This is a genomic window from Schlegelella aquatica (assembly GCF_026013905.1).
GTDB lineage: Bacteria > Pseudomonadota > Gammaproteobacteria > Burkholderiales > Burkholderiaceae_C > Caldimonas > Caldimonas aquatica.
On the sequence record NZ_CP110257.1, the window covers coordinates 1206581 to 1219130 of the forward strand.

General features: G+C 68.0%; 12 protein-coding genes. All 12 read left to right on the forward strand.

The window, feature by feature from the left end; translation table 11 throughout:
* Positions 1-12 precede the first annotated feature (12 nt).
* The 12 genes from OMP39_RS05460 (at position 13) to OMP39_RS05515 (ending at position 12535) form a co-directional block, all read left to right on the forward strand.
* Positions 13-720 (forward strand): succinate dehydrogenase iron-sulfur subunit, encoded by a 708-nt coding sequence (locus OMP39_RS05460; RefSeq protein WP_264893799.1) that lies wholly within the window; start codon positions 13-15, stop codon positions 718-720.
* Positions 721-755: 35 nt separating this feature from the next.
* Entirely contained in the window at positions 756-1028 is a 273-nt protein-coding gene (locus OMP39_RS05465; protein ID WP_264893800.1) for an FAD assembly factor SdhE, read from the forward strand.
* A gap of 27 nt (positions 1029-1055) precedes the next feature.
* On the forward strand, positions 1056-2366 hold the full coding sequence (locus OMP39_RS05470; protein ID WP_264893802.1) for a citrate synthase: 1311 nt from the start codon (positions 1056-1058) through the stop codon (positions 2364-2366).
* A 208-nt stretch (positions 2367-2574) separates the two neighbouring features.
* Complete coding sequence (locus OMP39_RS05475; protein ID WP_264893804.1) at positions 2575-3558, forward strand: LysR family transcriptional regulator; 984 nt, start codon at positions 2575-2577, stop codon at positions 3556-3558.
* Complete coding sequence (gene leuC / locus OMP39_RS05480; protein WP_264893806.1) at positions 3555-4967, forward strand: 3-isopropylmalate dehydratase large subunit; 1413 nt, start codon at positions 3555-3557, stop codon at positions 4965-4967. Before OMP39_RS05475 ends, leuC begins: the two co-directional genes overlap by 4 nt.
* A 22-nt stretch (positions 4968-4989) precedes the next feature.
* Positions 4990-5118, forward strand: a complete 129-nt coding sequence (locus OMP39_RS05485) for an entericidin A/B family lipoprotein (protein WP_264893808.1) — start codon at positions 4990-4992, stop codon at positions 5116-5118.
* Positions 5119-5161: 43 nt separating this feature from the next.
* A complete protein-coding gene (leuD, locus tag OMP39_RS05490) occupies positions 5162-5809 on the forward strand; it encodes a 3-isopropylmalate dehydratase small subunit (protein WP_264893810.1) in 648 nt (215 codons plus the stop codon).
* A gap of 11 nt (positions 5810-5820) precedes the next feature.
* Positions 5821-6900: a 3-isopropylmalate dehydrogenase gene (leuB, locus tag OMP39_RS05495; RefSeq protein ID WP_264893811.1), complete on the forward strand. Its 1080-nt coding sequence runs from the start codon at positions 5821-5823 to the stop codon at positions 6898-6900.
* Positions 6901-6988: 88 nt separating this feature from the next.
* Positions 6989-8122 (forward strand): aspartate-semialdehyde dehydrogenase, encoded by a 1134-nt coding sequence (gene asd / locus OMP39_RS05500; protein WP_264893812.1) that lies wholly within the window; start codon positions 6989-6991, stop codon positions 8120-8122.
* A 219-nt stretch (positions 8123-8341) separates the two neighbouring features.
* Entirely contained in the window at positions 8342-10939 is a 2598-nt protein-coding gene (locus OMP39_RS05505; protein WP_264893813.1) for a FimV/HubP family polar landmark protein, read from the forward strand.
* Between the two features lie 145 nt (positions 10940-11084).
* Positions 11085-11891: a tRNA pseudouridine(38-40) synthase TruA gene (truA, locus tag OMP39_RS05510; protein ID WP_264893815.1), complete on the forward strand. Its 807-nt coding sequence runs from the start codon at positions 11085-11087 to the stop codon at positions 11889-11891.
* On the forward strand, positions 11888-12535 hold the full coding sequence (locus tag OMP39_RS05515) for a phosphoribosylanthranilate isomerase (protein WP_264893816.1): 648 nt from the start codon (positions 11888-11890) through the stop codon (positions 12533-12535). The genes truA and OMP39_RS05515 overlap by 4 nt, the downstream gene beginning before the upstream one ends.
* Positions 12536-12550 lie beyond the last annotated feature (15 nt).

The following is a 12550-nucleotide window of genomic DNA, read 5'->3' on the forward strand; positions in this document are numbered from 1 at the left end:
CAGGAACCCACGATGAGCCAGAAACGAACCTTCCACATCTACCGGTACGACCCGGACAAGGACGCCAAGCCGTACATGCAGACGATCGAGATCGAGCTCGATGCGAACGACCGCATGCTGCTCGACGCGCTGGTCAAGCTGAAGTCCGTGGATCCGAGCCTGTCGTTCCGCCGCTCCTGCCGCGAGGGCGTGTGCGGTTCGGACGCGATGAACATCAACGGCAAGAACGGGCTGGCGTGCCTGACGAACCTGCGCTCGCTGCCGGACCCCATCGTCCTGAAGCCGCTGCCGGGGCTGCCCGTGATCCGCGACCTGATCGTGGACATGACGCAGTTCTTCAACCAGTACCACTCGATCAAGCCTTACCTCATCAACGACACGCCGCCGCCCGAGAAAGAGCGTCTGCAGTCGCCCGAGGAGCGCGAGGAGCTCGACGGCCTGTACGAGTGCATCCTGTGCGCCAGCTGCTCGACGAGCTGCCCGAGCTTCTGGTGGAATCCCGACAAGTTCGTCGGGCCGGCCGGTCTGCTGCAAGCCTATCGCTTCATCGCTGACAGCCGCGATCAGGCCACCAGCGAGCGTCTGGACAACCTCGAAGACCCGTATCGCCTGTTCCGTTGCCACACGATCATGAACTGCGTGGACGTCTGCCCGAAGGGGCTGAACCCCACGAAGGCGATCGGCAAGATCAAGGAACTGATGGTGCGCCGGGCGGTGTGATCCGCCCGGAAACAACAGCAGCTCCGGCACAGCCTATGATGGACTCCAACCTGCTCGACGAACGGTCCCTCAGCAAGCTGCGCTGGCGCTGCCGTCGGGGCTTGCTCGAGAACGACCTGTTCATCGAGCGATTCTTCAACCGGCTGCAGGGCGCGCTCACCGTGCGCCAGGCGGCCGGGCTGGAAGCGCTGATGGAGCTGCCCGACAACGACTTGCTCGACCTGTTGCTCGGCCGCACCGAGCCCCAGGACGAACTGGACCGTCCGGAAGTCCGCGAGGTCCTCGCGCTGATGCGCACGCCGGCCTAACGATTCACGAAAACGCAAGGAAATGCCATGACACCGTCAGACGTGAAAGCCACCCTATCGTTCTCCGATGGCAGCCCGAGCATGGATCTGCCGATCTACAAGGGCACGATCGGCCCGGATGTGATCGACATCCGCAAGCTGTACGCGCAGACCGGCAAGTTCACGTACGACCCGGGCTTTCTGTCGACGGCGTCGTGCAATTCCAGCATCACCTACATCGACGGTGACAAGGGCGAGTTGCTGTACCGCGGCTACCCGATCGAGCAGCTCGCGGTCAACTGCGACTTCCTGGAAGTCTGCTACCTGCTGCTGTACGGAGACCTGCCGAACGAGTCGCAGAAGAAGGAGTTCGTCTCGCGCGTGACCAACCACACCATGGTCAACGAGCAGATGCAGTTCTTCCTGCGCGGCTTCCGTCGTGACGCCCACCCGATGGCGGTGATGACCGGCCTGGTCGGCGCGCTGTCGGCCTTCTATCACGACAGCACCGATATCCATAACCCCCAGCATCGCGACATCTCGGCGATCCGGCTCATCGCCAAGATGCCCACGCTGGTGGCCATGGCGTACAAGTACTCGATCGGCCAGCCCTACATCTACCCGAAGAACTCGCTGTCCTACACCGCGAACTTCATGCGCATGATGTTCGCCACGCCGTGCGAGGAATACGAGCCCAATGAAGTTCTCGTGCGCGCGATGGATCGCATCTTCATCCTGCACGCCGACCACGAGCAGAACGCCTCGACCTCGACGGTGCGGCTGTGCGGCTCCTCGGGCACCAACCCGTTTGCCGCCATCGCGGCCGGCGTGGCCTGCCTGTGGGGGCCGGCGCATGGCGGCGCCAACGAGGCCTGCCTCAACATGCTGGAAGAGATCCAGGCCATGGGCGGCGTGGCCAAGATCGGCGAGTTCATCAACAAGGTCAAGGACAAGAACTCGGGCGTGCGGCTGATGGGCTTCGGCCACCGCGTCTACAAGAACTACGATCCGCGCGCCAAGCTGATGCGCGAGACCTGCCATGAGGTGCTGGGCGAGCTGGGCCTGGAGAACGATCCGCTCTTCAAGCTGGCCATGGAGCTGGAGAAGATCGCGCTGGAAGACGAGTACTTCGTCGCCCGCAAGCTCTACCCGAACGTCGACTTCTACTCCGGCATCGTTCAGCGCGCCATCGGCATCCCGGTGTCGCTGTTCACCGCGATCTTCGCGCTGGCCCGCACGGTCGGCTGGATCGCCCAGCTCAACGAGATGATCGGCGACCCGGAGTACAAGATCGGCCGTCCGCGCCAGCTCTACGTCGGCGCCACCAAGCGCGACGTCAAGCCGATCGGCCAGCGCTGATCGGTCCCCTCACGGGCCTCTGTCAAAGCCCCGGCCGCGCGCCGGGGCTTTTGCTTGGCGCGCCGAGGAGGCCAAGCAGGCCGGTCCTCGCTCCGAACCCGGGGCGAGCCTTCGCGCCAGGCGAAGGCTCTTTTGATGATCTGCGATCCACCGGGCGGGCGGACGGGGTTACGCTATCAGCTCGGAGCGGCCCCATGGTCCGCTTTCCGTGGCCGCTTCCAGCTTGCCGCTCGCCATTCCTGCCATGCGCTTCGACCTCGTCACCCTCAACCTGGTGCTCGCGATCGCGGAAACCCGCAGCATCACGGCCGGGGCTGCCCGGGAGCATCTGGCGCTGGCCGCGGCCAGCCGCCGTCTTTCCGATATCGAGACGCGCCTGGGTGTGAAGTTGTTCGAGCGCCGCGCGCGCGGAGTCGAGCCGACCGAGGCCGGGCATGCCTTGGTGCGCCACATCCGCAGCCTGCGTGCCTCGCTGCACGCCCTCGAGAGCGAGGTGGTCGAGTTTTCGCGCGGCGTCAAGGGACACCTGCGGGTCGCGGCCAACGCGGCCTCCATCGCGGAGACACTGCCGCGCGACCTGGCCGCCTTCTCAAGGGCGAATGCGGGGGTGCGGGTGAGCCTGGAGGACCTGAGCAGTGCCGAGGTCCAGCAAGCCGTGGCGGAAGGCCGCGCGGACGTGGGCATCTTCGTGGCGCCCGTGCGTGATGGGCTGGATCTGGCCGTCCACGACTACCGGCGGGGGCGGCTCGCGGTGCTGGTGCCCCGTGCCCACCCGTTGGGGCGTCGCAAGGCGGTGCGGTTCGAGGCCTTGCTCGATCATGACATCGTGGGCCTGCCCATCGGCACCTCGGTGCACGAGGCGATGCTGGCTCACGCCGAACGGCAGGGCAGGATGCTGCGGGCGAGGCTCCAGGTGCGCGGCTTCGATGCCATCGCGCAGTTGGTGGAGGCCGGGCTCGGCGTCGCGGTGCTGCCCGCCACGGTGGCTGATCGGCTGGCGCGCCTGTTCGAGGTCAAGGTGCTGGGGCTGGACGAGCCCTGGGCCGAGCGGCAGTACCTCATCGCCGTGCGCCGGCAGGAGGTTCAGCCGGCCGCGGTGCAACGATTTCTCGACGCGCTGTGCGGCCCGTCCGCCGGCGCGGCCACGTCGCGAAACGCGAGACAATCCCCTTCCGGAGGCTCCAAGTCATGAGCGGACGCACGCTGTACGACAAGATCTGGGACGAGCACGTCGTCCACACCGAGGAGGACGGCACGGCCATCCTCTATATCGACCGGCATCTGCTGCACGAGGTGACCAGCCCGCAGGCCTTCGAGGGACTGGAACTGGCCGCCCGCAAGGTGTGGCGCCTGTCGGCCAACCTCGCCGTCTCGGACCACAACGTACCGACGACCGATCGCAGCGCCGGCATCGCCGACCCGGTCTCGCGGCTGCAAGTCGAGACGCTGGACCGCAACTGCGACCGCTTCGGGATCACCCAGTTCAAGATGCACGACAAGCGCCAGGGCATCGTGCACGTGATCGGCCCGGAGCAAGGCGCCACGCTGCCCGGCATGACGGTGGTCTGCGGCGACAGCCACACCTCCACCCACGGGGCCTTCGGCGCGCTGGCTCACGGCATCGGCACCAGCGAGGTCGAGCACGTGCTGGCGACCCAGACGCTGCTGGCCAAGAAGGCCAAGAACATGCGGGTCGTGGTCGAGGGTCAACTGCCGAAGGGGTGCAGCGCGAAGGACATCGTGCTGGCGATCATCGGCAAGATCGGCACGGCCGGGGGGACCGGCTACACCATCGAGTTCGCCGGCAGCGCGATCCGCGCGCTCAGCATGGAAGGGCGCATGACGGTGTGCAACATGGCGATCGAGGCCGGTGCGCGGGCCGGACTCGTGGCGGTGGACGAGACCACCCTGCAGTACGTGAAGGGCCGGCCGTTCGCGCCCACGGGGGCCGAGTGGGACCAGGCGGTCGCCTACTGGCGCACGCTGCACTCCGACCCGGACGCCCACTGGGACGCCGTGGTCGAGCTGGACGCCGCACAGATCCGCCCGCAGGTCACCTGGGGGACCTCGCCCGAGATGGTCGTCTCCATCGAAGATCGCGTACCCGACCCCGAGAAGGAGAAGGACCCGGTCAAACGCAATGCGATGGAGCGCGCGTTGCAGTACATGGACCTGGAGCCCAACAAACCGATGCAGGACATCTTCATCGACAAGGTGTTCATCGGCTCGTGCACCAACTCGCGCATCGAGGACCTGCGCGAGGCGGCGAACGTGGTCCGCCGGATGGGCGGCCGGGTCGCGGCCAACGTCAAGCTGGCGATGGTGGTGCCCGGCTCGGGCCTGGTCAAGGAGCAGGCCGAGCGCGAGGGGTTGCACGAGGTCTTCCGCGCCGCCGGTTTCGAATGGCGCGAGCCGGGATGCTCGATGTGCTTGGCGATGAACGCCGACCGGCTGGAGCCGGGCGAGCGCTGCGCCTCGACGTCCAACCGCAATTTCGAGGGGCGGCAGGGCGCCGGCGGGCGCACCCACCTGGTGAGCCCCGCCATGGCGGCTGCCGCTGCCATCGAGGGTCGTTTCGTGGACGTGCGCCGTCTGGTGTGACGCATCCTTCAAGGAGAGGGCGATGACGAAGAAGACCGTCTTGTGGCTGATCGCAGCGGCGGTGCTCGCCGGCTGCAACACCTTCCAGGGCATCGGCAAGGATGTCCAGAAGGCCGGCGAGAAGATCGAGGAAGCCGCCAGGCGCAAGTGAGGCGACCGGCGGCGGCTGCCGTGCGGGCGCGAGCGAGGAATCCATGGAACCATTTCGAGTGCACAAGGGCCTCGTGGCCCCGATCGATCGCGAGAACGTCGACACCGACGCGATCATCCCCAAGCAGTTCCTGAAGTCGATCAAGCGCACGGGCTTCGGCCCGAACCTGTTCGACGAATGGCGATACTTGGACGTGGGCGAGCCTGGCCAGGACCCGGCCACGCGCAAGCCGAACCCTGATTTCGTTCTGAACCAGCCGCGCTACCAGGGGGCGTCGATCCTTCTGTCGCGCAAGAACTTCGGTTGCGGCTCCAGCCGGGAGCACGCGCCGTGGGCGATCCAGCAGTACGGCTTTCGCGCGTTGATCGCGCCGAGCTTCGCCGACATCTTCTTCAACAACTGCTTCAAGAACGGGTTGCTGCCCATCGTGCTGCCGGAGCACGAGGTGGCGCGCCTCTTCGACGAGGTGTATGCCTTCGTCGGCTACGAGCTGACCGTCGACCTGGAGCGCCAGGTGGTCCTCAAACCCGATGGCACCGAGCTCGCCTTCGAGGTGCAGCCCTTCCGCAAGTACTGCCTGCTCAACGGCTACGACGACATCGGCCTGACCCTGCGCCACGCCGACAAGATCAAGGCTTACGAGGCCGAGCGGCTGGCGAAGCGCCCGTGGCTGGCCAACCGCATCGTGTGAGGAGCGAGAAGATGAAGATTGCCGTCTTGCCCGGCGACGGGATCGGCCCGGAGATCGTCGCCGAAGCCGTGAAGGTGCTGCACGCACTGGACCTGCGCTTCGAGATGGAGGAGGCGCCCGTGGGCGGCGCCGCCTATGAAGCGGCCGGCCACCCGCTTCCCGAGGCGACGCTCGAGCTGGCGAAGGAGGCCGACGCCGTCCTCTTCGGCGCGGTCGGCGATTGGAAGTACGACACGCTCGAGCGGCGCCTGCGGCCGGAGCAGGCCATCCTCGGGCTGCGCAAGGAACTGGGCCTCTTCGCCAATTTCCGTCCCGCGATTTGCTACGCCGAGTTGACTCATGCCTCGAGTCTGAAGCCCGAGTTGGTGGCGGGGCTCGACATCCTCATCATCCGCGAGCTGACCGGAGACATCTACTTCGGCCAGCCGCGCGGGCGGCGTGAGAGCCCGGACGGTGCCTTCCGGGGCGCGCAGGAGGCGTTCGACACGATGCGCTATTCAAAGCCGGAGATCGAACGCATCGCCCACGTGGCGTTCCAGGCGGCGCGCAAGCGCGGCAAGAAGGTCACGAGCGTCGACAAGGCGAATGTGCTGGAGACCTTCCAGTTCTGGAAGGACGTGGTCACCGAGGTTCACGCCCAGTACCCGGACGTCGAACTGGAGCACATGTACGTCGACAACGCCGCCATGCAGCTGGTCAAGGCACCGAAGAAGTTCGACGTGATCGTGACGGGCAACATGTTCGGCGACATCCTCTCGGACGAGGCGGCGATGCTGACCGGCTCGATCGGCATGCTGCCTTCCGCCTCGCTGAACGCGGACAACCGCGGTCTGTACGAGCCGAGCCACGGCAGCGCGCCGGACATTGCCGGCCAGGGCGTGGCGAACCCGCTGGCCACGATCCTGAGCGCGGCGATGATGTTGCGCTTCAGCCTGAACCAGGCCGAAGCGGCCGATCGGATCGAGTCGGCCGTGAAAAGCGTACTGGCGCAGGGCCTGCGGACGGCCGATATTTACAGCGAAGGCACCCGCAAGGTCGGCACCAGGGACATGGGCGACGCGGTCGTGGCTGCGCTGCGGACCCAAGGCTGACGGCGACTGCTCGGCCCGGGTGCCGGCCGCGGCCCAAGCCCCCGGGCGTGATCCCCGACAATACGGACTTTCACCCAGGATAAACGACATGGCGACGACTTTGGTAGGACTTGTGGGCTGGCGCGGCATGGTCGGTTCCGTGCTCATGGACCGAATGCAGCAGGAGGGCGATTTCGCGCTCATCGAGCCCTTGTTCTTCAGCACCAGCAACGCCGGCGGGCAGGCCCCGGCGATGGCGAAGAACGAGACCACCCTCCAGGACGCCTACGACATCGAGGCGCTCAAGCGCTGCGACATCATCCTCACCGCGCAGGGCGGCGATTACACCACCGAGGTCTTCCCCAAGCTGCGTGCGGCCGGCTGGAAGGGGCATTGGATCGACGCCGCCTCGACGCTGCGCATGAAGGACGATGCCGTCATCGTCCTCGACCCGGTCAACCTGCCCGTCATCAAGGACGCGCTGGCCCAGGGCGGGCGCAACTGGATCGGTGGCAACTGCACGGTCAGCTGCATGCTGATGGGCGTGGGCGCGCTGTACAAGGCGGGTCTCGTCGAGTGGATGACCACGATGACCTACCAGGCCGCGTCGGGAGGGGGCGCGCAGCACATGCGGGAGCTGCTCACCCAGTTCGGCACGCTCCATGCCGAAGTGCGCGACCTCCTGGCCGACCCGAAGAGCGCCATCCTCGAGATCGACCGCAAGATCATCGGCAAGCAGCGCTCCCTGGCGCCCGAGGAGATGTCCAACTTCGGGGTGCCGCTCGGCGGCAGCATCATCCCCTGGATCGACAAAGACCTGGGCAACGGCGTGAGTCGCGAGGAATGGAAGGGGGGCGCCGAGACGAACAAGATCCTCGGCATCGGCGAGGCCTTTGGCAAACCCGCCATTCCCGTGGACGGCTTCTGCGTGCGCATCGGCGCGATGCGCTGCCACAGCCAGGCGCTCACCTTCAAGCTCAAGAAGGACGTTCCCCTGGCCGACATCGAGCAGATGATCGCCAACGACAACGCGTGGGTGAAGGTGGTGCCGAACACCCGCGAGGCGACCATGCAGGAGCTGACACCGGTGGCCGTCACCGGCACGCTGACCATCCCCGTCGGACGTCTGCGCAAGCTGGCGATGGGGCCCGAGTACCTGGGAGCCTTCACGATCGGCGACCAGTTGTTGTGGGGAGCTGCGGAGCCGCTGCGGCGCATGCTGCGCATCCTGTTGGAGGCCTGAAGCGTCGAACGGGCGGGCACGTCCGTTGCGGCCAGCCGACAGGTTACGTTCTGTTGCCAGGGGATTCCTGGAAAGAGAATGTCAGCAATTGCATGAGCTTGTCAGCGTATCTGCCTGATGTTATTGTGATTTCTGGCATTTTCGGGAGGGCGGGGGCTTAGGCGCGCCTTGCTCAGAACGACGGCCCGCCAGTGGCCGCATGACGGATTGGGAGACGCCTTGAAACGAATTTCACGCCCGGCCGGGCGCTTCGTTCTGAATGGGGTGGCTGCGGCCGCTTTGACCCTCGCGGCGCATCACGCCCTGGCCCTGGGGCTCGGGCGGCTGACCGTGCAGTCCGCCCTCGGCGAAAGCCTGCGAGCCGAGATCGACGTGACCAGCCTCACGCTGGAGGAGGCGAACAGTTTCCGTGCCCGGGTGGCACCGCCGGATGCCTATCGGGCCGCAGGCGTCGAATACAACCCGGTCCTGCCTGGCACCGAGGTGTCGCTGCAGAGGCGCTCGGACGGGCGGCCCTACCTGCGCATCACGAGCGATCGGGTCGTGCAAGAGCCGTTCCTCGACGTCATCCTCGAACTCTCCTGGGCCTCCGGTCGACTGGTGCGCGAGTACACGCTCCTGATCGACCCGCCGGGCAGCAGGCAGGCTGCCGCTCCGTCCACCGGCGCCCAGGCCTCTGGCATGGCGCCCGCTCCAGCTCCGTCGCCCTCTCGGGCGGCTGCCGCCCCCTCTCCGTCCGTCAGCGCGCCGGCCCCGACGCCGGCTCGCCGCGGAACTCCGGCGGCTCCCCGTCAGGAAACGGCCGCCGCGCCCGCGCCGGCGCCTGCCCCTGCGGGCACCGGCGCCGACGAGTACCGGGTGCGCCGCGGCGACACGCTTTATTCCATCGCCAACCGCGTCCAACGTCCGGGCGTGTCTCTCGACCAGATGCTGGTCGCCCTGTACCGTGCCAACCCCGAGGCGTTCCTCGGCGAGAACATGAACCGCCTGAAGGCCGGGGTCGTGCTGCAGGTGCCGGCCGGCGAGCAAGCCCAGGCGGTCTCGCCTTCGGAGGCGCGACAGCTGATCCAGGCCCAGAGCGCGGACTTCGCCGCGTACCGGCAGCGGCTCGCTTCCGCCGCCGTCGCCGCGGCAGGCGCCGAGCCGAGTCGCCAGGCTTCGGGCCAACTCCAGGCCGAAGTCCAGGACCGCAAGCAAGCTGCTGCCCCGTCGGCGGATAAGCTGACGCTCAGCAAGGGCGGGGTGGCCGCCAAGGGGGCGCCGGAGGAGGGCATCGCAAAGCAGCGCGAGAAGCAGGAAGCCAGCGCGCGCGTCGCCGAGCTCTCCCGCAACCTGCAAGAGCTCCAAAAACTCTCGCCGGCGGCTTCTGCACCCGCTGCAGCCGCCACCCCGGCGCCTGCGGCTGCGCCGCCGGCGGCGCCCGTCGCCCCCCCGGTCGCTGCGGCGTCCGCCCCGGGTGTGGCGGTGCCGGTCGCCGCGGCCACGGCCCCTGCGGCCTCGGCGGCGGTGGCGCAGGCCGCGGCCTCCGAGGCCAGTGGCCCAGCGGCTGCCGCGTCGGCCGTCGCCGCGGCGAGCGCGCCCGCGCGGGCTGCGGCTGCCAGCAAGCCCACGCTGCCCCAGCCTCCCGTGGTCGAGGAGCCCAGCTTCATCGATGGGCTGCTGGAGAACCCGCTGGCCCTGCCGCTCGCGGGCGGGCTGATCGTGCTGCTCGCGGGTCTGGGCCTGTATCGTCTGAAGGCCAGGACGAAGCAGGACAGCGGGGAAACCTCTTTCCTCGAGAGCCGCCTGCAGCCCGACACGTTCTTCGGCGCGAGCGGCGGGCAGCGCATCGACACCAAGGACGCTTCCGGTACGCCGTCGTCGCTCAGCTACTCGCTCAGCCAGCTCGACGCGATCGGCGATGTGGACCCGGTGGCCGAGGCGGACGTGTACCTCGCCTACGGTCGCGACCTCCAGGCCGAGGAGATCCTCAAGGAGGCCATGCGCGCCAATCCGGAGCGGCTGGCCATCCGCACCAAGCTGCTGGAGGTTTACGCCAAGCGTCGCGATTCGAAGGGATTCGAAGTGCTCGCGACGCAGCTGTATGGCCTGACCGGCGGAGAGGGCGAGGAGTGGCAGCGTGCCCAGGAGCTCGGCCGCCAGATCGATCCCGAGAACGCGTTGTACCGGCCGGGCGGCCAGCCCGCCGAGGCGCGCGTGGCCGAGGGGCCGGCCGAGCCCTTGGGCGCGAGCACGATGCCCCAGTCGGTCATGCCCGAGCCGCAACCCGGGCGCGCTCCGGCCGCGGCGGCACCCGCTGGAGGGGGCATCGACCTGGACCTTGACCTGCCGCTCAGCGAGCCGGCGGTCGCCAAGCCGGTCGATTCCGAGACGACGCAGCCGCTCAGCGCGGCACCGTCGGTGGCCGAGCTGCCCTCGATCGAGTTGGAGCCGGCGGGGGTGGCCCAGGTGGACGAGCCCCTGGCCTTCGAACTGCCGGACCTGGAGCCGCCCGCGCCCGAGGCGCCCAAGGGCACCAGCGCCAGTGACTCCCGCTCGATGGACTTCGACCTGTCCGACCTGACGCTCGATCTCGGGCCCGCCCCGGCGCCGGCGGGGGTGCCTGAGGTCGGGGTGGTCGAGGCGCTGCCGGACCTCGATCTCGGCCCGGCGGAACCGGCAGGGGGAGACCCGCTGGCCCGCAAGCTCGAGCTGGCCGAGGAGTTCCGCCAGATCGGTGACCGCGAGGGGGCGCGCGAGTTGCTGCAGGAAGTGGTCGCAAAATCGAGCGGCGCCCTCAAGGCCAAGGCGCAGAACATGCTGGCGGAGCTCGCGTAGATCCCGCTGGCGGGCGGCGGGTGGGCCCTTGGGGCCCCGTGCCCGGCCCGAGCTCTGGGCGCGTTCGGCGCTGCAGCCCCGCACGGCAGGAGGCTCTGGAAGACCCGCTGGTGGCGGGTCTTCGTTCTTTTGGATCGGCACCACGTTGAGAATCGCCCTCGGAATCAGCTACCGCGGCACCGCCTACAAGGGCTGGCAGAGCCAGCCGGGGGGCGGCACCGTGCAGGACCATCTTGAGCAGGCGCTGGAGCGCTTCACCGGCACGCCGGTGCGCACCGTGTGCGCCGGGCGCACCGACGCCGGCGTGCACGCGCTCAACCAGGTGGTTCATTTCGATACCGACTTGCGCCGCGAGCCGTTCTCGTGGGTGCGCGGCCCCAACACGTTCCTGCCGGCGGACATTGCCGTCGAGTGGTGTCAGCCGGTGCCCGGCGACTTCCACGCCCGCAACGCGGCCCTCGGCCGCCGTTATGCGTACCTGGTGCGCGAGGCACCGACCCGGCCGTCGCTCGATGCAGGTCGGGTGGGCTGGGTGTTTCGTCCCCTCGATGGCGCGGCGATGTGCGAGGCAGCCGTGCATCTGCTCGGCGAGCACGATTTCAGCGCATTCCGCTCGTCCGAATGCCAGGCCAAGTCCCCCATCAAGATCGTCCGGGAAATCCGCATCCGGAGGGTCGGCGCCTATTGGCGGTTCGACTTCGAGGCGAGCGCTTTCCTGCACCACATGGTGCGCAACATCATGGGCTGTCTGATTGCGGTGGGGACCGGGCTGCATCCTCCCGAGTGGGTGGCGGCCGTGCGCGATGCTCGCGATCGGCGCCTCGCGGCACCCACGTTCGCCCCTGACGGCCTGTACTTCCTCGGGCCCCGGTACGATGAACGGTATGGGGTGCCGCAGCGCACGCCCGCTCTGGATTTCCTGCCCGGAACGCCTGCCGAGAACTCGCCATGAACCCACGTACGCGCATCAAGATCTGCGGCCTGACGCGTGAGGAGGATGTCGATGCTGCCGCCCAGGCGGGCGCCGACGCGGTGGGCTTCGTCTTCTACCCGAAGAGCCCGCGCCACGTCACGCTGTCGCGTGCGCGGGAACTGGCGCGGCGCCTCCCGCCCTTCGTGACGCCGGTGGGTCTGTTCGTGAACGCACCGCTCGCGCAGATCGAGGCGGCGTGCGAGGCGATCCCGTCTCTCGTGCTGCAGTTCCATGGCGACGAGACGCCCGAGCAGTGCGCGGCGGTGCGCCGTCCGTACTTACGGGCCGCGCGCATGGCGCCAGGCCTCGATTTGCTACACTTTGCCCATCGCTACGCCGATGCCCAGGCGCTCTTGTTGGATGCCTATGTGGAGGGCTATGGAGGTGGCGGAAAGGTCTTCGATTGGTCACTGATTCCACCAAGCGTTCCCATTCCGGTCGTTTTGTCTGGTGGGTTAACGCCTGCAAACGTGACCGATGGGATTCTTCAGGTACGGCCTTGGGCCGTTGATGTGAGCTCCGGCGTCGAAAGCGCCAAGGGGATCAAGGACCCCGACGCGATACGCCGGTTCTGCGAGGCGGTACGCGAGGCAGATGCCCGCATCGCCGCCGCCGTCGCCTGACACAGCCCCCACCTG